Source organism: Ruegeria sp. E1, assembly GCF_056534225.1.
The window spans coordinates 249,940-273,239 of sequence record NZ_JBQFPE010000006.1; the positions used below are offsets into that span (position 1 = coordinate 249,940).

At 59.1% G+C, this 23,300-nt stretch carries 22 protein-coding genes; 13 read left to right on the top strand and 9 right to left on the bottom strand.

Translation table 11 applies throughout. From position 1 onward, the window contains the following. Nucleotides 1-89: 89 nt before the first annotated feature. The 13 genes from tolQ (at nucleotide 90) to ACR0FG_RS09975 (ending at nucleotide 13,161) form a co-directional block, all read left to right on the top strand. Nucleotides 90-785, top strand: a complete 696-nt coding sequence (tolQ, locus tag ACR0FG_RS09915) for a protein TolQ (protein WP_170712973.1) — start codon at nucleotides 90-92, stop codon at nucleotides 783-785. A 2-nt stretch (nucleotides 786-787) separates the two neighbouring features. Beyond that, complete coding sequence (tolR, locus tag ACR0FG_RS09920) at nucleotides 788-1,255, top strand: protein TolR (RefSeq protein WP_170712971.1); 468 nt, start codon at nucleotides 788-790, stop codon at nucleotides 1,253-1,255. Nucleotides 1,256-1,270: 15 nt separating this feature from the next. Further along, complete coding sequence (locus ACR0FG_RS09925) at nucleotides 1,271-2,374, top strand: energy transducer TonB (RefSeq protein ID WP_480892535.1); 1,104 nt, start codon at nucleotides 1,271-1,273, stop codon at nucleotides 2,372-2,374. Continuing rightward, nucleotides 2,371-3,690 carry a Tol-Pal system beta propeller repeat protein TolB gene (gene tolB / locus ACR0FG_RS09930; RefSeq protein WP_480892538.1) on the top strand — a complete coding sequence of 440 codons (1,320 nt, stop codon included), beginning with the start codon at nucleotides 2,371-2,373 and terminating at the stop codon, nucleotides 3,688-3,690. The genes ACR0FG_RS09925 and tolB overlap by 4 nt, the downstream gene beginning before the upstream one ends. Before the next feature lie 87 nt (nucleotides 3,691-3,777). Further along, the gene (gene pal / locus ACR0FG_RS09935) at nucleotides 3,778-4,284 is read left to right on the top strand and encodes a peptidoglycan-associated lipoprotein Pal (protein WP_480892541.1); all 507 of its coding nucleotides are present in this window, start codon (nucleotides 3,778-3,780) and stop codon (nucleotides 4,282-4,284) included. Between the two features lie 4 nt (nucleotides 4,285-4,288). Beyond that, nucleotides 4,289-5,113 carry a tol-pal system protein YbgF gene (ybgF, locus tag ACR0FG_RS09940; RefSeq protein WP_480892614.1) on the top strand — a complete coding sequence of 275 codons (825 nt, stop codon included), beginning with the start codon at nucleotides 4,289-4,291 and terminating at the stop codon, nucleotides 5,111-5,113. Continuing rightward, nucleotides 5,110-6,363: a tRNA lysidine(34) synthetase TilS gene (gene tilS / locus ACR0FG_RS09945; RefSeq protein WP_480892544.1), complete on the top strand. Its 1,254-nt coding sequence runs from the start codon at nucleotides 5,110-5,112 to the stop codon at nucleotides 6,361-6,363. The genes ybgF and tilS overlap by 4 nt, the downstream gene beginning before the upstream one ends. 77 nt (nucleotides 6,364-6,440) lie before the next feature. Next, a complete protein-coding gene (ftsH, locus tag ACR0FG_RS09950) occupies nucleotides 6,441-8,357 on the top strand; it encodes an ATP-dependent zinc metalloprotease FtsH (protein WP_170712959.1) in 1,917 nt (638 codons plus the stop codon). A gap of 94 nt (nucleotides 8,358-8,451) precedes the next feature. Next, entirely contained in the window at nucleotides 8,452-9,027 is a 576-nt protein-coding gene (locus tag ACR0FG_RS09955) for an MOSC domain-containing protein (RefSeq protein WP_480892547.1), read from the top strand. 186 nt (nucleotides 9,028-9,213) lie between these two features. After that, nucleotides 9,214-10,890: a formate--tetrahydrofolate ligase gene (locus tag ACR0FG_RS09960; RefSeq protein ID WP_480892548.1), complete on the top strand. Its 1,677-nt coding sequence runs from the start codon at nucleotides 9,214-9,216 to the stop codon at nucleotides 10,888-10,890. Between the two features lie 58 nt (nucleotides 10,891-10,948). Then, nucleotides 10,949-11,254: a chorismate mutase gene (locus tag ACR0FG_RS09965; protein WP_170716283.1), complete on the top strand. Its 306-nt coding sequence runs from the start codon at nucleotides 10,949-10,951 to the stop codon at nucleotides 11,252-11,254. 51 nt (nucleotides 11,255-11,305) lie between these two features. Further along, a complete protein-coding gene (gene folD / locus ACR0FG_RS09970; protein ID WP_170716280.1) occupies nucleotides 11,306-12,196 on the top strand; it encodes a bifunctional methylenetetrahydrofolate dehydrogenase/methenyltetrahydrofolate cyclohydrolase FolD in 891 nt (296 codons plus the stop codon). A 341-nt stretch (nucleotides 12,197-12,537) separates the two neighbouring features. Beyond that, entirely contained in the window at nucleotides 12,538-13,161 is a 624-nt protein-coding gene (locus ACR0FG_RS09975) for a LytTR family DNA-binding domain-containing protein (protein WP_480892553.1), read from the top strand. A gap of 7 nt (nucleotides 13,162-13,168) precedes the next feature. Here ACR0FG_RS09975 and pdeM read toward each other — a convergent pair whose 3' ends face one another. The 9 genes from pdeM to ACR0FG_RS10020 form a co-directional block, all read right to left on the bottom strand. Continuing rightward, entirely contained in the window at nucleotides 13,169-13,831 is a 663-nt protein-coding gene (gene pdeM / locus ACR0FG_RS09980; protein ID WP_480892555.1) for a ligase-associated DNA damage response endonuclease PdeM, read from the bottom strand. 41 nt (nucleotides 13,832-13,872) lie between these two features. Then, a complete protein-coding gene (locus ACR0FG_RS09985; RefSeq protein WP_480892557.1) occupies nucleotides 13,873-16,284 on the bottom strand; it encodes a ligase-associated DNA damage response DEXH box helicase in 2,412 nt (803 codons plus the stop codon). 140 nt (nucleotides 16,285-16,424) lie between these two features. After that, nucleotides 16,425-17,732, bottom strand: a complete 1,308-nt coding sequence (locus ACR0FG_RS09990) for an ATPase (RefSeq protein ID WP_170716273.1) — start codon at nucleotides 17,730-17,732, stop codon at nucleotides 16,425-16,427. A 118-nt stretch (nucleotides 17,733-17,850) separates the two neighbouring features. Continuing rightward, on the bottom strand, nucleotides 17,851-18,396 hold the full coding sequence (locus ACR0FG_RS09995) for a prepilin peptidase (RefSeq protein ID WP_170716271.1): 546 nt from the start codon (nucleotides 18,394-18,396) through the stop codon (nucleotides 17,851-17,853). A gap of 3 nt (nucleotides 18,397-18,399) precedes the next feature. Further along, on the bottom strand, nucleotides 18,400-19,251 hold the full coding sequence (locus ACR0FG_RS10000; protein WP_170716269.1) for a tetratricopeptide repeat protein: 852 nt from the start codon (nucleotides 19,249-19,251) through the stop codon (nucleotides 18,400-18,402). A gap of 30 nt (nucleotides 19,252-19,281) precedes the next feature. Beyond that, the gene (locus tag ACR0FG_RS10005) at nucleotides 19,282-19,863 is read right to left on the bottom strand and encodes a tetratricopeptide repeat protein (RefSeq protein ID WP_170716267.1); all 582 of its coding nucleotides are present in this window, start codon (nucleotides 19,861-19,863) and stop codon (nucleotides 19,282-19,284) included. A gap of 4 nt (nucleotides 19,864-19,867) precedes the next feature. Beyond that, entirely contained in the window at nucleotides 19,868-20,866 is a 999-nt protein-coding gene (locus tag ACR0FG_RS10010; protein ID WP_480892562.1) for a type II secretion system F family protein, read from the bottom strand. A gap of 10 nt (nucleotides 20,867-20,876) precedes the next feature. After that, nucleotides 20,877-21,845, bottom strand: a complete 969-nt coding sequence (locus ACR0FG_RS10015) for a type II secretion system F family protein (protein WP_170716263.1) — start codon at nucleotides 21,843-21,845, stop codon at nucleotides 20,877-20,879. An 11-nt stretch (nucleotides 21,846-21,856) separates the two neighbouring features. Then, nucleotides 21,857-23,296, bottom strand: coding sequence for a TadA family conjugal transfer-associated ATPase (locus tag ACR0FG_RS10020; protein WP_170716261.1), 1,440 nt, complete (start codon nucleotides 23,294-23,296; stop codon nucleotides 21,857-21,859). Nucleotides 23,297-23,300 lie beyond the last annotated feature (4 nt).

Genomic DNA, 23,300 nt, shown 5'->3' on the forward strand with positions numbered 1-23,300 from the left:
GGTGGTTCTGTTGGCTTTTTGGCCCCATCTGCGTTAGCGTTTGGCAAAACAAGGCCAAATGGCCATCAGGCAAAACAAAGAGCAGGTTCATGGAAGCTGAAACGCTGGCGCTGGCGCAGGAGATCGATTTCTCCATGTGGGGGCTGTTTGCCCGTGCAACATTTATCGTCAAACTTGTGATGTTGATGTTGATCGTCGCATCGATTTGGTCTTGGGGGATCATTATTCAAAAGCTGATCAACTACCGCGCGGCACGACGTGAGGCGCAGGTGTTTGACGAAAGCTTTTGGTCCGGCAATCCACTGGATGAACTATTCGAGCGGATCGGCACGCAGCCCGATGGCAGTTCGGAAAAGATATTTGCATCCGGCATGATCGAGTGGCGACGCTCGCACCGAACCGATGGTGGGTTGATCGCAGGCGCAACCGCTCGGATCGACCGGTCCATGGATGTGGCAATCGCCAAAGAGGCCGAGACGCTGCAAAAAGGGCTACCCATTCTGGCGACCGTCGGATCGACCGCACCCTTCATTGGTCTGTTTGGCACGGTCTGGGGTATCATGAACGCCTTTATCGAGATAGCCGAGCAGCAGAACACCAACCTAGCCGTTGTTGCGCCCGGTATTGCCGAGGCGCTATTGGCCACCGGACTCGGTCTGTTGGCTGCGATCCCGGCGGTGATTTTTTACAACAAGCTCAGCGCGGATAGCGATCGGATTGTCGGCGGGTATGAGGCCTTTGCCGATGAGTTTGCCACTATCCTGTCGCGTCAGTTGGATAGCTGACGATGGGTGCGGCGGTTCAACAATCAAACGGCAACGGGCGCAGGCGCGGGCGGCGGCGCGGGCGCGCTCAGCCGATGGCAGAGATCAACGTGACACCCTTTGTCGATGTCATGCTGGTGTTGCTGATCATCTTTATGGTCGCAGCCCCGCTGCTGACGGTTGGCGTGCCGGTTGATCTGCCAAAGACCGCTGCCAGTGCGTTGCCGGGGGATAACGAGGAACCACTGACCGTGACATTGACGGCAAATGGTCAGGTCCAGATACAGACGACAGATGTGTTGCGCGAGGAACTGATTGGCAAGTTGCGGGCCATTGCGGCGGAGCGCAGCAGTGACCGGGTGTTTTTACGTGCCGATGGCTCGATTCCTTACGCTCAGGTGATGGAAGTTATGGGCGCATTGAACGCAGGCGGGTTTTCGAACGTGGGTCTGGTGACGGATACCGGCGGGCCAACGCTGGACGACGGGTAAAGGTGAGGTTGCGCGGTGGATACCGGCACCAAAATTTCAGCGTTTGCGCATGTCAGCCTGATCGGCTGGGCGCTGTTCGGCGGCACTTTCCGGTCCGAGCCGTTGCCGATGGCTGTGCAGGAGGTTTCGTTAGTTACTGCCGAGCAATTCGCGGCGATGACGGCGCAGCGCGAGGCCCCCGAGATTTCGACGACTCCAAGCGAATTGCAACCGCCCGAAGTGCCTGTTGAAGAGGTGTCGGCCCCGGAGCCGGTCCCCGAATTGCAACCCGATCAGGAACCAACCCCTGCGGTCGAGCCCGAACCGGAACTTGCGCCCGAACCGCTGGAGTCGCCACCCGAACCCGAGGTGGTCGAAGAGCCGCCGGTTCTGGAACAGCCGGATACCGAGCTTGCTGCACTGCCCGTACCGCCGGGGCCTGAGGCAGAGCCAAGCCCAGCTGACAAAGTGGCACCCGAACCGATCGCGCCACCGCCGCCCGAGGCCAAGCCGGATGACATCGAAACCCCGCCCGTTTCGCTGGACGAGGGGGCTGAGATTCAGCAGGAGCAGCAGGATCAAACCGCACCCGAAGAAGCCGCACCCGAGATCGTGACCGAGGCCGAAGAAGTGGACAACCCCGCGCCCAGAACTTCGCCTCGCCCGCGGGTCAGGCCAAGCCGTCCCTCCCCTCCGGCGGAACCGGAAGTGGCCGAAGCGCCCGAACCCGAAGCGGAAGAACCCGCGCAAACAGATCAGGCGGCAATCAATGATGCCCTGACCGAGGCACTGCAGGAGGCCGCCGCGCCGTCTGGTCCACCACTGACCAGCGGAGAGAAAGATGCCATGCGCCTGGCCGTGTCAAAGTGTTGGAATGTCGGCTCGCTATCGACGGATGCTTTGAATGTCGTCGTTGTTGTTGGGTTCTCGCTGACACCTGATGGCAAAGTGAAAGGCGGCACTCTGCAATTGATCGACAGCTCCGGTGGTTCATCCGGAGCTGCGAAGCAAGCCTACGAGGCCGCCCGGCGCGCGATTTTGCGCTGTGGTGCCAAAGGATACGACCTGCCTGCTGACAAATATGCTCAGTGGAAGGATATTGAGATTACCTTTAATCCCGAGAGGATGCGGATCAAATGATGAAACTTCTGACCAGCCTCTTTGTCGGTCTGACCCTGCTGTCGGCACCGGTTTATGCGCAAAGCGGACCTCTGCGTCTGGAACTGGACCAGGGGATCATCGAACCCTTGCCCTTTGCGGTGCCGAATTTTGTGCCCGATGGGGCGTCGGCCGGGCAATACGCGCAGGATATCTCGCGCGTTGTGGCCGCTGACCTGACGGGAACGGGATTGTTCCGCGAAATCTCATCAGACGCGTTCATCAGCCGGGTCAGCAGCTTTGAAGCCCCGGTTCAGTTTGCTGATTGGAAAGCAATCAATGCCGAGGCCCTGGTGACCGGCGGTGTTAATGTGTCGGGCAATCGCCTGACCGTCCGCTTCCGGGTTTGGGACGTGTTCTCGGGTCAGGAACTGGGCGAGGGTCTGCAATTTGCCGGAACCACCGAAGGCTGGCGGCGCATGGCGCACAAAGTGGCGGATCAAGTCTATAGCCGTGTCACGGGCGAAAGCGGGTACTTTGACAGCCGCGTTGCGTTTGTCTCGGAAAGCGGGCCTAAGAACCAACGGGCCAAGCGGTTGGCAATCATGGACTATGACGGTGCCAATGTGCAGTACCTGACAGACAGCTCCGCCATCGTTCTGGCCCCACGGTTTTCTCCGAACGGGGATCAGCTGCTTTATACCAGCTACGAAACAGGCCAGCCCAGGATCTACGTGTTGGATGTGGGCCGCGTGAAACGGCAGGAGCTGAACACCCAGGAAGGCACGATGAGCTTTTCGCCACGCTTCTCGCCAGATGGTCAGTCGATTGTTTATTCGCTGTCACAGGGTGGCAATACCGATCTGTGGAAGATGGATCTGGCCACACGGCAAAGCGTTCGCCTGACCAACACACCCGCAATTGAAACAGCGCCCAGCTATTCTCCGGATGGCAGCCGGATCGTTTTCGAAAGCGACCGCTCAGGCACGCCGCAGCTGTATATCATGCCCGCCAACGGGGGTGAGGCGACGCGGATCAGCTTTGGTCAGGGTCGCTATGGCACGCCGGTCTGGTCGCCGCGCGGTGATCTGATCGCCTTTACCAAGCAGAACAAGGGCCGGTTCCATATCGGGGTCATGCGCACCGATGGCAGCGAGGAACGGCTGCTGACCGCCTCGTTCCTGGATGAAGGTCCGACATGGTCGCCAAATGGCCGGGTCATCATGTTCACGCGTGAAACCCAAGGGGCCAGCGGGCGGTCGTCGCTTTACTCGGTGGACATCTCGGGGCGAAACCTGCGCCCGGTTCGGACGCCGGATGGCGGCAGCGACCCATCCTGGGGACCGTTGCAGAATTGATCGCGGCACGGCGCGGGTGACGTTCACAACAAACGCGCCCTGTGTTAAACAAATGATAATAAACAAATCGAAAACGAGGCACATGAGATGAACCTTTTGAGCAAAGTGGCGGCGGTAGGTGCATTGGCGCTGATGGCTGCCTGTACGAACAATGATCCATCGGCATTGGGTGGCGGCGGTGCTGGTGGCAACGGCGCGCTTGTGCCCGGATCGCCCAGTGATCCGCGTTCGCCCGCTTATTTCCAGCAAACCGTTGGCGACCGGGTGTTGTTCGAAGTCGACCAATCAACCCTGACCCCGGCGGCGCAGACGGTATTGCAGGGACAGGCCGACTGGCTGTTGGCCAATACCGATTTCGTGGCAACCATCGAAGGCCACGCGGACGAGCAGGGCACGCGGGAATATAACCTTGCTCTGGGTGCGCGCCGGGCCAACGCTGCGCGTGAATACCTGATCTCGCGCGGGGTGGCGGGCAACCGGCTGACCACGGTCAGCTTTGGCAAAGAACGACCGATCGAAATTTGCAGCACCGAGGAATGCTATTCCAAGAACCGCCGCGCGGTGACGGTGCTGACCGGTTCAACCTTGGGGTAAGATGATGAGACTTGCGGGTTTGGTTCTGGCGGCGGTTGTGGCCGTCGCTGGTGTGGCGCAGGCGCAGGATCAGCAGACATTGGCGGATATCCGGCAAGAGCTGACGGTGCTGCATGTGGAAATCCAGCGGTTGAAGCGCGAGTTTTCGACCACGGGCGCTCCGACGCAGAACCTGTCAGGCAGTTCCATTCTGGAACGCGTCGACGCGATCGAGGCCGAATTGCAGCGCCTGACCCGCCAGACCGAACAATTGAACCAGCGGGTGCAGAACATCGTCACCGACGGCACCAACCGGATCGGTGATCTGGAGTTTCGTCTGGTTGAACTGGAAGGCGGCGACCTGAGCACGTTGGGCGAAACCAGTACTCTGGGCGGTGAGGATCAAGGCACGGTTGCAGCGATTCAACCCGCTACGCAACCTGCCGAGGTCGATCAGGGCGAACTCGCTGTTGGCGAGCAGGCTGATTTCGATGCCGCGGCACAAGCTCTGGCGGACGGAGATTTTCAGGCGGCGGCGGATCGGTTTGCCCAGTTTGATCTGTCCTATCCCGGCAGCCCGCTGGCCTCGCAAGCCAATTTGCGGCGTGGGCAGGCACTGGAAGGTTTGGGGGACACCCGCGAGGCGGCGCGCGCGTTCCTTGCAAGTTTCACGGGCGATTCCGAAGGTCCGCTCGCCCCCGAGGCCCTGTTCGAACTCGGCGCGGCGCTGGGGCGTTTGGGGCAGACGGATCAGGCCTGCATAACGCTGGGTGAGGTTGGCGTACGCTTCCCAGGCTCGGCCCCTGCTGGATCGGCAGAGCAGGAAATGGCATCGCTGGGCTGTTCTTGACCTCAAACGCTGACACTCTTCGCAAGGAAATCCGTGCGAAACTGCCAGACCCGATGCCTAAACGCTTGGGTATTGCCGTATCAGGCGGCAGCGATTCGACCGCATTGCTGTACCTGCTGTCGGATATCGCGCGGCACGAGCAGTGCGCGCTTTACGCGGCCACCGTCGATCATGGGTTGCGGCCTGAAGCGGCGAATGAGGCCGAGGTGGTCGCCGCGCTGGCCCGCAAGCTCGGCATCCCGCACCAAACACTGAAATGGCGAGGCTGGGATCAGACCGGTAACCTGCAGGATAAGGCGCGCCGTGCGCGGTATCAGCTGTTGCAGGGCTGGGCCGAACGCCTTGGGCTGAGGGCTATTGCGTTGGGTCATACGGCAGATGATCAGGCCGAAACCGTTCTGATGCGCTTGGCTCGGTCGGCGGGCGTGTCCGGGTTGTCCGCGATGGCAGGTATTCGCAGACAGGGCGAGGTCGACCTGCTGCGCCCGATGCTGTCCATCTCCCGCCAACAGTTGCGGGATTATCTGACCGAAAGGGGCGTGGCGTGGATCGATGATCCATCGAATCAAGACGAACGCTTTGACCGGATCAGGATGCGGAACGCCCTGTCTCAGCTTGATCAGATCGGGGTCACGGCGCTGTCCCTGTCGCGGGTTGCTGAAAACCTTGCACAAGCGCGTGAGGCGCTGGCGCAATACGCGCAGGAATCCGCGCGACGTGTCGTCAACGTGGTCGATGGGGATCTGAGTCTGGATCGCAGCGAATTTTGCGAACTGCCCGAAGAAATCCAACGCCGCCTTGTCGTCTCGGCAGTGGCTTGGATCGCGGGTGGTGACTATCCGCCCCGCCAGAGTTCGACGGATCAGGCACTGAATGCGATATCCGCTGGACAGACAGCGACGCTTGGCGGGTGTCTGTTGCTTTCGGATAACGGAAAAGCGTGGATTTGCAGAGAGCTAAAGGCTGTTTCTGATCAGATCACCCGGCCAGATGCGCTTTGGGACAACCGCTGGATTCTACACGGGCCTGTAACTGATGGTGTTGAAATCCGCGCATTGGGCGAACAGGGGATTCGTCAGCTTGCCGACTGGCGTTTGTTGGGCAAACCGCGCGCCTGTCTGTTGTCTTCGCCCGCCGTTTGGTTGGGGGATGCCTTGATCGAGGCGCCGTTACTGGGTTTTGGCAGCGAATGGCGGGCTGAAATGTCCCCTGACAGGTCCGATTTCTACGCATCCATTTTATCGCATTGAACCTGCCTCAATCATCTCTATTTTAAAGAGCAACTCCGGCAGAACCCCATCTGCCGAAACCGTTTGGGAGATTTTCCTTGGGCAACGCTCGTAACATCGCCTTTTGGGTCGTTCTGTTCCTGTTGATCCTTGCACTGTTCAATTTGTTCAGCGGATCGGGCGGATCGCTTCAGAACAACGAAAGAACCTATTCCGAATTTGTCAGTGCCGTGGATGCCGGGGACGTCACCAATGTGACGCTGGATGGCGAACAGATCCGCTATCGCACCAGTGATAATCGCGACTATGTCACCATCAAGCCCGGCGATGCCGAGGTGACAAAACTGCTGATCGACAAGAACATCCCCGTTCGCGCTGAAAAGCAGCAGCAATCGGGATTCCAGTCGTTCCTGATCACATTGCTGCCCTTCCTGCTGCTGATCGGTGTTTGGGTCTATTTCATGAACCGGATGCAGGGCGGCGGCAAAGGCGGCGCGATGGGCTTTGGCAAGTCCAAGGCCAAGATGCTGACCGAAAAGCATGGCCGCGTGACCTTTGATGATGTCGCTGGCATCGACGAGGCCAAGGAAGAGCTGGAAGAGATCGTCGAATTCCTGCGCAACCCGCAGAAATTCTCGCGCCTTGGCGGCAAGATTCCCAAGGGCGCGCTGCTGGTTGGCCCTCCGGGCACCGGTAAAACGCTGCTGGCCCGCGCGATTGCGGGCGAGGCGGGCGTTCCGTTCTTCACCATCTCGGGCTCGGACTTTGTTGAAATGTTCGTCGGTGTCGGTGCATCCCGTGTGCGCGACATGTTCGAACAGGCCAAGAAGAACGCGCCTTGTATCGTGTTTATCGACGAAATTGACGCCGTGGGTCGCCATCGTGGTGCCGGTTACGGCGGAGGCAACGACGAACGCGAACAGACGCTCAACCAGTTGCTGGTCGAGATGGACGGGTTCGAAGCAAACGAAGGCGTGATCATTTTGGCGGCTACCAACCGCAAAGATGTTCTGGACCCTGCGCTGCTGCGCCCGGGCCGGTTTGACCGGAACGTGACCGTGGGCAATCCTGATATCAAAGGCCGCGAGAAGATTCTTGGCGTGCACGCACGCAAGACGCCTCTGGGTCCTGATGTCGATCTGCGCATCATCGCGCGGGGTACTCCGGGCTTCTCGGGTGCGGATCTGGCGAACCTTGTGAACGAGGCCGCGCTGATGGCCGCGCGTGTGGGCCGTCGCTTTGTCACCATGGAAGATTTCGAGAACGCCAAGGACAAAGTGATGATGGGGGCCGAGCGTCGCTCGATGGTGCTGACCCAGGATCAGAAGGAAAAGACCGCCTATCACGAATCGGGCCACGCCGTTGTTGGCATGACCCTGCCGCTGTGCGACCCGGTCTATAAGGCAACGATCATTCCACGCGGTGGAGCGCTGGGTATGGTTGTCAGCCTGCCTGAGATGGATCAGCTGAACTATCACCGGGATGAGTGCGAACAGAAGCTGGCGATGACTATGGCGGGCAAAGCTGCCGAGGTGATCAAATATGGCGAAGATCACGTCTCGAACGGCCCGGCTGGCGACATCATGCAGGCCAGCCAGTTGGCCCGCGCGATGGTAATGCGCTGGGGCATGTCCGACAAGGTCGGCAATATTGACTACGCCGAAGCGCATGAGGGGTATTCGGGCAATACCGCCGGGTTCTCGGTTTCGGCCCATACCAAAGAGTTGATCGAGGAAGAGGTGAAACGCCTGATCCAACAGGGCTACGAACGCGCCCATGGCATCCTGACCGAGAAGAACGAGGAATGGGAGCGTCTGGCGCAGGGTCTGCTGGAATACGAAACCCTCACCGGCGATGAGATCAAGCGCGTCATGAATGGTGAGCCGCCCACCGCGGACGATGACGAAGGCGACAGTCCCGATGAGGGCAACGCGCCAAGCGTCACGGCCATTCCCAAGACCAAGGCCAAGAAGTCGCCGCCCGAGGGCGGGATGGAGCCTGAGCCTTCGGCTTAAAAGACAAAACCCGGGCGAAGGTCCGGGTTTTCTTTTCTTACCCACCAATCTGCCGTCCGATTTCCACCGGATGCATGGAACGAAAGGGGCAGCTATGCCGGTCTTGCGCGAAACGGAATTCACGGCCGAGGTCGTGTGGCTGGGGCATGTGCCTGAGGGCGGCACCATCCGGGCCGAGGAAGCCAAGGTTCTGCCCCTCGGGTTCTCTGGCGCTGAGGGTGAGCGGCATGAAGGCGTCAACCGCGCCTCATGCGTGCGGGTCAGGAACCTTTACCCACAGGGCACCGAAATTCGCAACGTGCGCCAGCTTTCAATCCTGTCCGAGGAAGAGATGCAGGCCACTGCAGTCGAGATGGGGCTGGACCGGCTTGATCCGTCTTATCTGGGCGTCAGCATCCTGTTGCGTGGTATCCCCGATTTCACCCATATCCCGCCCTCGTCGCGCCTGCAGGGGCCAGATGGCGTGACGCTGACGGTGGATATGGAAAACCGCCCCTGCGTCATTCTGGGCCGAGAGGTCGAGGCTGATCTACCCGGCCACGGCGCCGCATTCAAACCCGCCGCGCAGGGACGGCGCGGTGTGACCGCATGGGTCGAGCGGCCCGGGACATTGCAGCCCGGTGACAGATTGAAACTGTTCGTCCCCGACCAACGGGCATGGGCCCCTTAAGGGCAGGCGGCTCTGATCGGGCACGTTCAAAGTCATGTGATATGGGCGGCTAAGTGACCCAACGCCGTTTCGCGGCATGAATATGTCGGAATCCATATTCACCATCTTTGTACACAACGGTATGGATTGACCAGCACCGACGCCCTGCGTCGGTTTTGCACGGCATTCAATCAGGGACCCTGGCCAATGAGCTACAAATCCGACATCGAAATCGCTCGCGAAGCGAACAAAAAGCCGATTCAGGAAATCGGTGCAAAGATCGGCATCGAATCTGCGGATCTGCTGCCCTATGGCCACGACAAGGCGAAGGTCAGCCAGGACTTTATCAACTCGGTTCAAGGTCGCGAAGATGGCAAGCTGATCCTTGTCACCGCGATCAACCCGACCCCTGCGGGTGAAGGCAAAACCACGACCACCGTTGGTCTGGGCGACGGTCTGAACCGTATCGGCAAGAACGCGATGATCTGCATCCGCGAAGCCTCGCTTGGCCCGAACTTCGGCATGAAGGGTGGCGCTGCGGGTGGCGGATACGCGCAGGTTGTTCCGATGGAGGAAATGAACCTGCACTTCACCGGCGATTTCCACGCCATCACCTCGGCGCACTCGCTGCTGTCGGCGATGATCGACAACCACATCTACTGGGGCAACGAATGCGACATCGACACCCGCCGCGTCGCATGGCGTCGTGTGGTCGACATGAATGACCGCGCACTGCGTCAGATCACCGCCTCGCTGGGTGGCGTGTCGAACGGCTTCCCGCGTGAGGCCGGGTTTGACATCACCGTTGCGTCCGAGGTTATGGCCATCCTGTGCCTGGCAAACGACCTGAAAGACCTGGAAAAGCGTCTGGGCGACATCATCGTAGCTTATCGCCGCGACAAGACCCCGGTCTACTGCCGCGATATCAAAGCCGAAGGCGCAATGACCGTTCTGCTGAAGGACGCCATGCAGCCAAACCTTGTGCAGACGCTGGAAAACAACCCGGCATTTGTTCATGGTGGTCCCTTCGCGAACATCGCGCACGGCTGCAACTCGGTCATCGCGACCAAGACTGCGCTGAAAGTCGCTGACTACGTCGTGACCGAAGCGGGCTTTGGTGCTGACCTGGGCGCCGAGAAGTTCATGAACATCAAGTGCCGCAAGGCGGGCATCGCTCCGTCGGCTGTGGTTCTGGTTGCCACTGTGCGCGCGATGAAGATGAACGGCGGCGTGGCCAAGGCCGATCTGGGTGCTGAAAACGTCGAAGCCGTTCAGTCGGGCTGCGCCAACCTGGGTCGCCACATCGAGAACGTGAAATCGTTCGGCGTCCCGGTTGTTGTTGCCATCAACCACTTTGTCACCGACACCGACGCCGAAGTGCAGGCTGTCAAAGACTATTGCGGCGATCACGGGGTCGAGGCGGTTCTGTCGCGTCACTGGGAACTGGGTTCGGAAGGCTCGGCCCCGCTGGCCGAGAAGGTTGTCGAAATCGTTGATGGTGGTGCCGCGAACTTCTCGCCGATCTACCCCGACGAGATGCCGCTGTTCGAGAAAATCGAAACCATCGCTAAACGCATCTACCGTGCTGACGAAGTTCTGGCTGACAATAAGATCCGCAACCAGCTGAAGGAATGGGAAGACGCGGGATACGGCAACCTGCCGGTCTGCATGGCGAAAACCCAGTACTCGTTCTCGACCGATCCGTCCCTGCGCGGCGCGCCCACCGGCCATTCGGTTCCGGTGCGTGAGGTCCGCCTGTCCGCCGGTGCCGGTTTCATCGTGGTTGTCTGCGGTGAGATCATGACCATGCCCGGTCTGCCCCGCAAACCTGCCGCGGAAACCATCTGCCTTAACGACGCAGGTGAGATCGAGGGCTTGTTCTAAGCCGCTGAATAAGACATCTCGTGGTCCGGGGACTACCCCGGGCCATGAGGAGATCACGATGCCCACTCTGACACCGCCGCAAGACTGTCATTCGATGCGGGACTTGCGGGTTCAGATTGACCAGTTGGACAGCCAGCTGATCAGGTTGCTGGCAACGCGAGCCAGCTACATTGACCGCGCATCCGATCTGAAACCAGGCGCTGGTCTGCCCGCGCGCATTCCGGCCAGGGTCGAGGAAGTGGTGCAGAATGTGCGCGCCAGATCCGGTGAATCGGGAATGGACCCCGACCTTGCCGAGACGCTGTGGCGCATCCTGATAGACTGGTCGATTGCGCGCGAAGAGCGCGTGATCGGCGCCGAGTAAAGACCGGGCGCGCTTTGCGCCCGTTTGGGTTTTGAAAGAAGGGACCAAAGAATGGTAGCGCAGGTAATCGACGGTAAGGCTTTTGCGGCCAAGGTACGCGCACAGGTAGCCGATCAGGTTGCGAAGCTTAAGGAAGAAAACGGCATCACCCCCGGTCTGGCGGTGGTTCTGGTGGGCGAAGACCCGGCCAGCCAGGTCTATGTCCGTTCCAAGGGCAAGATGACCGTCGAAGTCGGCATGAACTCGTACGAGCACAAGCTGGATGTGGACACGTCCGAAGAAGACTTGCTGGCGCTGATCGACACGCTGAACAATGATCCGGCTGTGCACGGCATTCTGGTGCAACTGCCGCTGCCCAAACACCTGAACGAAGATCTGGTGATCAACTCGATCGATCCGGCTAAGGATGTGGACGGGTTCCATATCTCGAATGTGGGCCTGCTGGGCACCGGTCAGAAATCGATGGTACCCTGCACCCCGCTGGGCTGCCTGATGATGCTGCGCGACCACCACGGCTCACTTTCGGGGATGGACGCGGTTGTGATCGGCCGCTCGAACATCGTGGGCAAGCCAATGGCGCAGCTGCTGCTGGGTGACAGCTGCACCGTGACCATCGCGCATAGCCGCACCAAGGACTTGCCCGATGTTGTCCGCCGCGCCGATATCGTTGTCGCCGCCGTTGGCCGCCCCGAGATGGTGCCCGGCGATTGGATCAAGGAGGGCGCGACCGTCATCGATGTGGGCATCAACCGGATCGAGCGGGACGGTAAGAACAAACTGGTCGGCGACGTGGACTATGCCAGTGCGGCGGAACGCGCCGGTGCCATCACTCCGGTCCCTGGTGGCGTCGGCCCGATGACCATTGCCTGTCTGTTGGCCAATACGCTGACCGCCGCGTGCCGCGCGAACGGCTTGCCAGAGCCTGAAGGGCTCACCGCGTAGCACAAAGTATCTTCAGGCAGGCTCATTGCCGGTTTGAAATGCGGGGTTGAAGGGACGTTCCTCCCTTCAACCCCTTTTTTTGTCGTTCACGGTTTCATGAATTCGCACATATTGGGCTTTGACTGTGTCTGAGCTGATGATAAACCTTGTATTCCAAGTGGTTAGGTCTGGAGTTCGAACTGCCGACTACCACGGGATCGAAGGCGAGGGAGCGTGTGTTAGCGAGTGTGAAGCTTAAGTGGAGGCTGGTTTGTGCCTTGTGCTCGCCGCAACGGGTGGTAGCAGGGCTCGTATTCATTCCATTGCTGGCCTATTCGTTTGCGCCCTTCAGGGACGCCGCCTTGTCTTTCCCACAGCGTCTGGTGTTCTGGACCGGAGTAATGGTTCTGGCCATCGGTGTGACCGGAGTGGTTGGTCATCTGCTGCGAAATCGCCTGCATCATTACGCGCTGCTGACCCGCGATATCGTGTTTTCTGCGCTGATTCTGGTGCTTTTTGCACCTGCATTGTGGGTTCTGGCCGGGTTGGTTTTCTGGTGCGGCGGCCAGAATGCGCCGGGTCTGACGGCGGTTCTGCCTTATGGGGGCCTGTTCGCAACCGGGTTGCTGTTGGTTCGCCGCCGCGAAGACCCCAAAGGGCAACCAGTTCGGCAACCGGCCAGACTGTGCCGTCGGTTGCCGCAAGAGTTCGACGGGCAGATTTATCGTCTCACCTCGCGCGATCATCTTGTGGACGTTGTCACTTCCGAGGGGGTGTTTACCATCCGATCCCGTTTCACCGACGCAATCGCCGAGATGGAGCCCGAACCCGGATTTTGCGCGCACAGGTCTCATTGGGTCGCGACAGGGGCTATAGCGGGGGTCGAAAAGCAGGGTTCCAAAACCCATTTGCGTCTGCACAATGGTGATCTGGTTCCCGTCAGTCGCAAATATGCGCCAGAGTTAGAGGCGGCAGGCCTGCTCTGATTGCCGCCTATCGCGGCATAGGCATTTTTTGCGGCTGCGGACCTGTCAAAATGGCCTGTGCATCAGCTGCCATAAGGTCTGCCAAAACCTGCTCGGAACTGCGCAGGCCGCCTGTATAGGCGCCATAGGCCGGTAGAATCAAACGGGACTGATCAAAGAGAAAAGCCGCGCGCGAGATCGAGCGCCCCCGGACCCTTAACCGGGCCTTGGGATGAAAATGACCAGAAACCTCACCACGGCCGTTCTGCTGCGCTATATGGCGAAACACCAGCGGCCCGCAGGACCATTCCGCCAGATGCGCACCGCCCAGTTCCACAGGGCCGGGATCATGGTTGCCCTCGATCCAGATCCACCGCCGTCCGGCCTGAAGCGCTGTGATCTGTAGCCGATCGCTAGAGCAAAGTGATTCCGAGGCTTCCAGATCGTCGAAACTGTCGCCCAGACAGACGACTGTTGTGGCCGGGCAAACTTCCAGGTCTCTTGCAAGCCGGGACAGGGTTTCCCGGCTGTCATAGGGCGGCAGAACCTGCCCGCTGCGGCGCGCAATCCGTTCGGATTTGCCCAGATGCAGGTCAGACACGCACAAAAGCCTCTGGTCGGGCCACCAGAGCCCACCGGTGCCCAATGCCGCCAACCTTTGACCGGCGAAGACAAATTCTAGTCCGTTCATGATACGTTCTTCGCGTGTTGTCTCCAATTTTGCAAGAGGGATCAGCCAGGGGTCAGGCCGGCCTCGTGCAACAGCCGCGCGGTTTCTTCGGCCAGCAAACGCTCTTCGGCTTCTCCTTTGACGGGAACCTTTCCAACCTCAAGGAACAGTGGAGCGGCAAGGGGCGAGACGCGATCCAGACGCAGCAAATCAACTCGCCCGTCGATGCGGTTCAGCATCTCTTCGATCCGTCCGAAATCGACCAGACCGCGCATAGCCTCTTCGCGGGTGATTTGCATCAAAAGATGATCAGGATCGTATTTCAACAGCGTGTCATACAGGATGTCCGAGGAAAACGTCGCCTGCCGCCCGGATTTGCGCTGGCCACCTGTGTTGCGTTCGATCAATCCCGCAATCGTGGCCGAGGCGCGAAAGGTCCGTTTCATCACCGCATTTCCTGCCAGCCAGGTATCCAATCCCTGCCGCAGGGCATCCGGTTCTAACAAAGGGCGCGGGTCGGTCACGGCGTCCAGGCCCCAGATCAGCGTGGCATAGTCGGTGGCGACAAAGCCCAAAGGCGCAAGGCCGATTTCCTCCATGCGTTTGGTCAGCAACAGGCCCAGCGTCTGCTGCGCGTTGCGTCCGGCAAAGCCGTAGACGCACAGATGCTCGTGCCCTTTGTCGGGAAAGCTTTCGATCAGCAGGCGGTCCCGCCGGGGCAAGCGGGACATGTCGCGCTGCAAAGCCAGCCAATCAGCGGTGTGCTGCGGCAATTGCGGCCAGTCGGGCTGCGCGAACATGTGCAAGATACGGTCGCTCAACTGGGTTGAGGTGGCGAATTTCGTGCCCGAGAACGTGGCGATCTTGGGCTTGCGGTCCGCGCGGCGGCTGACCTCGACAACCATCTCGCGCAGGCCTTCGTAGCGGACGATCTGGCCTCCGATCAGAAAGGTGTCACCGGGTGTCAGCGAGGCGGCAAAACCTTCCTCGACCTCTCCCAGTGGCTTGCCGCCCCGGTTGCGTTTCAGGCGCACTTTTAGAGTATCGGTATCTTGAATTGTGCCCAGATTCATGCGGATACGCTGCGCAGCGCGGGGGTCGCGCAATTGCCAGCGCCCGTCAGGACGCTGTTGCAGCCGTTGCCAGCGATCATAGGCGCGCAAGGCGTAACCTCCGGTGGCGCAGAACTCCAGACAGGCATCAAAGGCTGGGCGGGTAAGGTCTGCATAAGGCCCCGCCGCCGTCATTTCGGTGAAAAGAGCATCTGCATCGAATGGCCCCGCAGCGGCAGCGATCAGGATGTGCTGACACAGTACATCGCGCGGGCCAGAGCCGCGCGGATCTCCGTCCAGATCATGTGCCAGCACGGCCTCAAGCGCGGCAATGCACTCAACCACTTCGAACCGGTTTGCAGGGACAAGCAGGGCCTTGGACGGCGCATTGTAGCGATGGTTTGCCCGTCCAATCCGCTGCACCAGCCGTTTGACATTCTTGGGCGCGCCGATCTGTATCACCAGATCCACATCGCCCCAGTCGATGCCCAGATCAAGGCTGCCGGTACAAACAATGGCCCGCAGATCGCCACGCACCATTGCAGCCTCAACGCGTTCGCGTTGCTGTCGGTCCAGACTGCCATGATGGATGCCGATGGGGAGACCATCCTCATTCGCAAGCCATAGATTGTGAAAGAAGATCTCGGCCTGCGCGCGGGTATTGTGAAAGATTAAAGTGGTCTTGTGCTCCCTGATCTGCGCAAGAACCGCCGGGATCGAATAGGCTGCGCCACCACCGGACCAGGGCGGCATCTCTTCGGTTTGCAGCATTGCAATATCGGGGTTGGGGCCCGGATCTGCCTGCACAATCTGGCACGGGTCGGGGTGACGGGCCAGAAAACGGGCAATGGCCTCGGGGTCCTCGACCGTTGCCGACAAACCGACGCGGCGCATATCCGGGCACAGGCTCTGCAATCGGGCCAGGGCCAGCATCAGTTGATCGCCGCGCTTGCTTTCCGATAGCGCATGGATTTCATCGACGATGACGCGCTGCACGCCGTCAAACATGCGCGGTGCATCCTCGTAGGATGTCAGCAATGCCAGACTTTCCGGTGTGGTCAGCAGAATATGAGGAGGGTCCGCGCGCTGACGTTTCTTTTGCGTGGCCGAGGTATCGCCGGTTCGATCCTCGATGCGGATGGGCAAGCCAATCTCATCTGCGGGTACACGCAAGTTGCGACGGATATCGGCTGCCAGCGCCTTGAGCGGCGATATATAGATCGTATGCAGCCCCTGATGCGATCCATCGGCAAGTTCTGCCAACGAGGGCAGAAAACCCGCCATGGTCTTGCCGCCGCCGGTTGGCGCAATCAGCAAGGTCGCAGGGTGGTGCGCCCGGTCAAACATCTCTTGCTGATGCGGATGGATGGACCAGCCTTTGCTGTCAAACCAGTCAGTCATTCGGGCGGGTATCTGCGTCATGCTCGCAGACTACCCGGCCCTGAGTGGAATTGGCACGTCTCTAAAGCGTTTTGCGTTTTATCTGAGGCAAAGCTATCGAAATGCGCGTTCGACCGCAGGAAGAGGCAGCGTATTTCGATTCAAATCAAACGCAAAGCGATCTAGTGGACGATTTTCTCTTCTTTGACGAACATGTTTGCCCAGGCGCGGTCGATCAGATCGGGGCTCATTTGATAGGGGATACCTTCAAATTCGCAGATCGAGATCATCTGGTCGATCAGGAAGATCGGCTGATAGTTTGCATAGATGTTCTGGATGGTCGGATATTTTACCTTCAGCAGATGCACCAGCGCAGCCTCGTCCAGAGGCATCCCGCGCTTGCGGGCCACCATGGCAAAGATTTTCAGGAAGTTTTCCTGATTTGGACCATCGATTTTGATCTTGAAGAAAATCCGGCGCAAAGCCGCTTGGTCGAAGATCTCGTTCGGGTGGAAGTTGGTCGAGAAGATGACCAGCGTGTCAAAAGGCACCTCGAACTTCTCACCCGATTGCAGGCCAAGGATATCCTTGCTTTCTTCCAGCGGAACGATCCAGCGGTTGATCAGGGCCTGAGGGGGTTCGGCCTGACGTCCAAGGTCGTCCACGATGAAGATGCCACCGGTCGATTTCAGCTGCAACGGCGCCTGATAGGTTCGCGCTGTGGGGTTGTAGACCAAATCCAACATGCTGAGTGAAAGTTCACCACCGGTCACAACGGTCGGGCGTTCGCATTGAACATAGCGCGTGTCGAACCGTTTGCGGCGGCGCAGGCTGTTGGGGTCATCGGCCTCTTGCTCGATCGCGGTGTGCACGATTGGGTCATACACCGTGATCACCTGACCGGCATATTCGATGGCGCGCGGGACATAGACGTTGTCCCCCAGCGCGTCGCGAATACCGTTCGAGATCGAGGATTTACCGTTGCCCGGCGGGCCATACATCAGGATCGACCGGCCAGCACTGACCGCGGGGCCAAGGTGGTCCAGCAGACTGTCGGGCAGAACCAGATGGCCCATGGCCCCGACCAACTGGTCACGCGTGACCTGAATGTTGCGGATGGATTGGCGTTTGACCTGTTCGCGATAAACGTCCAGCGGCACCGGCATCGCCCCGAAATATTCCGACTGGCTCAGCGCGTCCAGCGCGCGCGCCTTGCCCGCATCTGTCAGCTGATAACCCATTTCGTTGCCCGAATTGGCATTCAGCGTACCGGTCGCCTCAAGCAGTTTCTGCTCGCGCGCGATGTCGATCAGTTCTTGCGTCACCGAACCGGGCAGGCACACGGCCTCGGCCACTTCGGTTACGGTGTCCACGTTCTTGCGGAAAATCGTCTTTAGCAGAATGTCCCGCATCATCACCAGCGGAAGCTGCATTTCAGCCAGACCCTTGGGGGCAGGGGGGGCCACAACGGAATTGTTTTGCATATTCATGAGCGTTGCTCGTCTATCTGTCCATCGCACCAAATGTCCGAAAACCGGACTGCTTGGGGAAAATCTGGCCCGGCTTTGTGGCAGCACCAAGGCGCGGGCGTGGCGTACAGATGATTGTTTACGAGCCGTAAATAATGCCCAATATCAGATACATGATCAGGCTGCCCGCCAGGGTCAGCCCCATCGGGAATTTCTTGCCGCGATCCCAGCTTTCCCAATGCGGTGCGATCCGGCGCAACGGCGTGTGTTTGGCGAGGCGATGCGCCGCCACGGCGCCCAGCGTCGTGGACATCAAGATCACCATGACAACCATGATATCCCCCACCCAGACGAAAGGGGCCGCCGCTGCGCAGAACTTGGCGTCGCCTGCCCCCATGATACCAGCTGCGTTCATCACGATCCCAGCGATCAGGACAACCGGAATGTGGACAAGTTGCCATGCATAGACCGGCAGCGAGAAAGAAAGAGGCCCGACCTCACCCGTGGCCCACGCTGCGGACCAAGGGGGCAGGACAAACAGGCCGAGTACGACAAATACAAAGGCCAGTGCACCAACCGCATGATTCTTGATCCGCATTTCACGCATGTCGGTGAATGCGACGTAAAAACAAATCGGCAGCACGAATGGTAAGAACCATGCAGCCGCCGATACGGGGATGGCCATAGATCAGGCTTCCTCGAGCGCGCGGAGCGAGCGGACGGCCTCGTCGAAATGCTGCGGATGGGTGGCTATTGCCTCGCGGAACAGGTTCTTGGCCGTGTTCAGATCACCTTGCTTGACCGCAGAAATACCCATCGTGTTCAGCAATTGCGCGCGTTCCACTTGCGTCATCGGAACAACGGGCATCCCGTAATTCCCCTGCGCGCTGCGAGCCAGAACCAGATTGTTTTTGGCTGTAAACAAGGACTTGTCCTGACGGATCGCTTCGCTAAACAGGCGTTCCGCCTCGGCATAGTCGCCTCGGGTCATCTTGGAATAACCCCAGTTGTTCATAACCCCCGCAGGGCGCGTGGTCAGTCCAACGGCGGTTTCATAGAAGTGATCGGCGCGTTTCCAGTCTTTGCGCGAATCCGCCACCAATGCTTCAAGCCTGAGACGCTGAAATGTCTCATGAGTTGGCGGGATCTTGTCCAGCGTCGCTTTTGCCTTGCTCCAGTCTCCGCTGCGCACCAGTGCACCGGCGTATTCGACCCGGTCGGTGTTGTTCGCGCCTTTCATCTCGGTCACGCGTTTCCACGCCGAGGCCGCTTCGGTGCTGCGCTTGGCACGCGTGAGACTGATGGCCAGCCCGCGTTGCAGATCGATGCGATCAGGGTTCTTGAGCGCGGCGTTCTGGAAGTAGGTCACGGCCTCGTTCGGGTCCGAGGCCGTCAACAGCACATCATTCAGGTTTGTTTCGTCAATGACGTTCACTTCCTGAAAGGTGCGTTCGACTTTTTCTTCTTCGGTTTCTTTCGCGCAGGCGGACAGGATCACTCCGCACGCGATGGCTGTCGGAATCAAGAAGGGGTGGCGCATTTTTGCGTCCTTTTACTGCTCTAACCTCTGTTACTGGTTCTTGCGCAGCACGTATTCGCCGTCCCCGCGCCGTTCCAGCTCAAATTCTTGTTCTTGTGGGGTATTATTAACAGGATTTTCCATTTTTGCGAGTGCTAACCGCAGATTGTCGCGGATTGCGTCACTTTCGCCATTGTCCAGCGCAAAGGCCCGCTGAAAGACCTGCGCGGCCTCGGCATATTCGCCCTTTTCCACCAGAAACACACCCAGATTGTTCCACGCCACGGGCCAGTCCGGGTCTTCCTTTACGGCGCGGCGCAGCAATGGCTCAGCCTGACCCAGACGGCGCAGGCCCAGATTGGCAGTGCCCAGCGACGTCAGGATTTGCGCAGTCATGCCCTGTTCCAGTGCAGCGCGGGAAAACGCCTCAAGCGCAAGCTCGTATTCACCTGCTGTCATCATACGGTTTCCAACCGTAACCTGATCTACGTCGGGCCCTTCCAGGTCAACGCCCGGCGCAAACGGGTCTTCCGGCAGTTCCGGTTCCGTGCAAGAAGCCACCAGGGCAAGAACCGCAGTGGCTTTGAAGAGATTGCGCAGCCCGGTCAGGGCTGCGCCAAGGTCTGGGTTCATTCGGTTATCCGCCGACTCCTGGCCCGTTGCCACTTCCGAAATCCATGATGCCTTTTGCCGATGGACCAACAAGGATCAGAAGCAGTGGGGGAACTGTCAGCATCATTGTGGCAAGCGTCATTTTGGTTGGCAACTTATTCGCGGCCTCTTCGGCGCGCATTACGCGTTTGTCACGCATCTCGCCAGCATAAACCCGCAGGGCTTCGGCGATCGATGTACCAAAAGTTGCCGACTGGATCATCACCGTTACAAAGGCGCTCACGTCCTGAACCCCGCAGCGCGTTGCAAAGTCACGCAGAACGACGTCCCGTTCCTTGCCCGCCTTCATCTCATAGGCGACAACTTCGAACTCTGTCGCGATATCGGGGTACGAGGCCTTCATCTCAGCCGCGACACGAACGATAGCCTGATCCAGCGCCTGACCGGCTTCGACGCAGACCAGCATCAGGTCGAGCGTATCGGGGAAACCGGCCACAATCGCTTCTTTCCGTTCCTCGACGCGGCGCGTGATCCAGTATTTCGGGATGAAGTATCCGATCGCTCCGGGAACCAGCAGTCGAATTCCGATTTGCGTTCCGTCGAATTCCTGATCCCCCGCAAAGACTGTGACCAGCAGAACGCCGACTAACAATCCGATGATGCCCAACGCAAACTGAGCAAAGTGGAAGAATCGCACCGCATCCTTGGACTGATAGCCAGCCTGCCGCAGCTTGAGCTGTACGGCTGAAAACTCTTCCTGGTTTTTGGGTTCCAGAAAGGTTGCGAATTTCTCAAGTTGTTCGTTCTGACCGGCCTGCCGCAGGCGTTCTTTCTTTTCTTTCTTACCCTTCTTGGGTGCCGCATTCGTCCGCTGCAGCTTTTTCAGCGGATCTTCCGGTTGATTCAGCATCAGCGGGATCGTCACAAGGATCATGAACAATCCCAGAATGCCGACGACGATCAACGGACCGAATTCACCAAGCTGGTCGGTGAGAAATGCGTTGATGGAGCTTAGAAATTCCATGGCAGTGTCCTCAGACCTTGATGTTTGTAAGGATTTTCATGACGATGACGTTCAGCGTCAGCATGATGCCAACAAAGAAACAGGCCGGAATGAAATAGGGTTCATTCAAGACACTGTCATAGTAGTTGGGATCCTTGACCAGGATGAAGACCAGACAAGCCAGAGGGAAACCCGACAGGAACTTGCCGGACCATTGTGCCTCGGCTGTGATGGCCTTGACGCGCCGGAACAGGCGGAACCGGGCGCGGATCACCTTGGCCAATCCTGCCAGAATCTCGGCAAGGTTACCGCCGGATTGCTGCTGGATCGACACGGCCACCGCAAGAAAGCGCAAATCCTGCATACCCAGCCGTTCGGCCATATCCTTGAGCGCTTCACCGACATCGCGGCCATAGGCGACTTCGTCCGAAATGACACCAAACTCGGTCGCCAGCGGGTCTTCGACCTCTGAGGCGACGATCTGAACCGAGGATACAAACGGGTTACCAACACGCAGCGACCGGACCATCAGTTCCACTGCGTCGGGTAGTTGTTCTTCGATCATGCCCATGCGTTTCTTGGCCTTGTTGTTGACCCAGGCATAGACGGCCCCGATTCCGATCGCGCCGGACAGCGCCGCGCGCAGAGCGACATCAGTGGTTGTCGCAAAACTCAGCGCCATAAAGACCAGGCCCGACACCAAAGCCATGACCATGACCAGTTGCTTGGGGCTAAAGGCGATTGCCGCCTTTTGCGCCTTGTCGGCCAGCAGCGAGTAGAGCGGGATGCTCTGACTTTTCATATGCTGCTGCATTTCCTTGCGCAGCTTTTCCAGAACCTCTTCGCGACCAACGCCTTTGTCGATCATGTCCAGACGACGGTTGACGCGGCTGTTCAGGCTGATCGATTTTCCGAACGCTACCAGATAGATACCTTCGACCAGCAGCAGGACTGCGACGAAGATCACGATATAGATAAGGGCCTCGACAGGCAGGGTCATATCCGGTTCTCCTAGACTGTCGTTGGGTCGTAGATGGAAGCAGGCAGGTCAAAGCCCCACAGGCGGAAGCGCTCGGAAAAGTGGCTGCGCACGCCGGTGGCGGTGAAATGACCGATGATCTTGTTGTCGGGGGTCAGGCCAACACGCTGGAACTTAAAGATTTCCTGCATCGAGATCACGTCGCCTTCCATCCCTGTAATCTCGGTGATCGAGGTCATCCGGCGCGAACCGTCCTGCAAGCGGCTGGCCTGCACGATCAGGTTCACAGCGCTTGAGATCTGGCTGCGGACGGCTTTGATCGGCATCTCAATCCCAGCCATCGCGATCATGTTTTCCAGACGCGAAATCCCGTCACGGGCCGAGTTGGCGTGGATCGTGGTCATCGAACCATCGTGGCCGGTGTTCATGGCCTGCAGCATGTCGATGACCTCGGCGCCACGCGTCTCGCCCACGATGATGCGGTCAGGACGCATACGCAGGGCGTTTTTCAGACAGTCGCGCGGGCTGACCTCACCTTTGCCTTCCACGTTGGGTGGGCGGCTTTCCATCCGGCCCACATGGGTTTGCTGCAATTGAAGTTCCGCCGTATCCTCGATGGTCAGGATGCGTTCGGCGTCGTCGATAAAGCTGGACAGGGCGTTCAGGGTTGTCGTTTTACCGGAACCCGTACCGCCCGAGACGATCACATTCAGGCGGGTCGACACCGCAGCCTGCAAATAGGCGGCCATTTCTTCGGTAAACGCACCGAAATTAACGAGATCGTCAATGCCCAGCTTGTCCTTTTTGAACTTACGAATGGACACCAGCGAGCCGTCCACAGCAATCGGCGGGACCATGGCGTTGAAACGCGAGCCATCTGCCAGACGGGCGTCAACATAAGGGTTGGATTCGTCAACGCGACGACCCACAGCGGACACGATCTTGTCGATGATCCGCATCAGGTGCTTTTCGTCCTTGAACGTAATGTCGCTGAGTTCCAGCTTACCGGCGCGTTCCACAAAGATCTGCTGCGGGCCGTTGACTAGAATATCGTTGACCGTATCATCCTGCAGCAGGGTTTCCAGCGGTCCTAACCCGGTGACTTCATCATACAGCTCTTTATTCAGCTGCACGCGGTCTTCGCGGTTCAGAACGATGTTGCGGGATTCCAGAATCTCGCTGGAGATTGCGCTGATTTCAGTCCGCAGATCAGATTCTGCTGCGTTTTCCAGCGCCGCGAGGTTCAGGTTTTCCAGAAGTTCGCGGTGCAACTCCTGCTTGATCTCGCCCAGCCGCTCTTTGCGCTTGCGTTCGCGGTCACTGCCGACCACTTCGGCTACCTTTTTGGTCACAGGTTTGCGAGCAACAGCGGTGGACTGGCTTTGAGGTTCCGGCGTCGCGGCTGGCGCGGCTTTGGGGGCCTGCGATTCAACCGGCTGTGCGGTGGGTTGTTTCTTGTATCGTGAAAACACGTCG

What these genes read in the sequence shown, in the direction of transcription:
- tolQ (WP_170712973.1), top strand. Translation starts at nt 90, where the DNA reads ATGGAAGCTGAAACGCTGGCGCTGGCGCAGGAGATCGATTTCTCCATG.
- tolR (WP_170712971.1), top strand. Translation starts at nt 788, where the DNA reads ATGGGTGCGGCGGTTCAACAATCAAACGGCAACGGGCGCAGGCGCGGG.
- tolB (WP_480892538.1), top strand. Translation starts at nt 2,371, where the DNA reads ATGATGAAACTTCTGACCAGCCTCTTTGTCGGTCTGACCCTGCTGTCG.
- pal (WP_480892541.1), top strand. Translation starts at nt 3,778, where the DNA reads ATGAACCTTTTGAGCAAAGTGGCGGCGGTAGGTGCATTGGCGCTGATG.
- ybgF (WP_480892614.1), top strand. Translation starts at nt 4,289, where the DNA reads ATGAGACTTGCGGGTTTGGTTCTGGCGGCGGTTGTGGCCGTCGCTGGT.
- ACR0FG_RS09955 (WP_480892547.1), top strand. Translation starts at nt 8,452, where the DNA reads ATGCCGGTCTTGCGCGAAACGGAATTCACGGCCGAGGTCGTGTGGCTG.
- ACR0FG_RS09960 (WP_480892548.1), top strand. Translation starts at nt 9,214, where the DNA reads ATGAGCTACAAATCCGACATCGAAATCGCTCGCGAAGCGAACAAAAAG.
- ACR0FG_RS09965 (WP_170716283.1), top strand. Translation starts at nt 10,949, where the DNA reads ATGCCCACTCTGACACCGCCGCAAGACTGTCATTCGATGCGGGACTTG.
- folD (WP_170716280.1), top strand. Translation starts at nt 11,306, where the DNA reads ATGGTAGCGCAGGTAATCGACGGTAAGGCTTTTGCGGCCAAGGTACGC.
- pdeM (WP_480892555.1), bottom strand. Translation starts at nt 13,831, where the DNA reads ATGAACGGACTAGAATTTGTCTTCGCCGGTCAAAGGTTGGCGGCATTG.
- ACR0FG_RS09985 (WP_480892557.1), bottom strand. Translation starts at nt 16,284, where the DNA reads ATGACGCAGATACCCGCCCGAATGACTGACTGGTTTGACAGCAAAGGC.
- ACR0FG_RS09990 (WP_170716273.1), bottom strand. Translation starts at nt 17,732, where the DNA reads ATGAATATGCAAAACAATTCCGTTGTGGCCCCCCCTGCCCCCAAGGGT.
- ACR0FG_RS09995 (WP_170716271.1), bottom strand. Translation starts at nt 18,396, where the DNA reads ATGGCCATCCCCGTATCGGCGGCTGCATGGTTCTTACCATTCGTGCTG.
- ACR0FG_RS10000 (WP_170716269.1), bottom strand. Translation starts at nt 19,251, where the DNA reads ATGCGCCACCCCTTCTTGATTCCGACAGCCATCGCGTGCGGAGTGATC.
- ACR0FG_RS10005 (WP_170716267.1), bottom strand. Translation starts at nt 19,863, where the DNA reads ATGAACCCAGACCTTGGCGCAGCCCTGACCGGGCTGCGCAATCTCTTC.
- ACR0FG_RS10010 (WP_480892562.1), bottom strand. Translation starts at nt 20,866, where the DNA reads ATGGAATTTCTAAGCTCCATCAACGCATTTCTCACCGACCAGCTTGGT.
- ACR0FG_RS10015 (WP_170716263.1), bottom strand. Translation starts at nt 21,845, where the DNA reads ATGACCCTGCCTGTCGAGGCCCTTATCTATATCGTGATCTTCGTCGCA.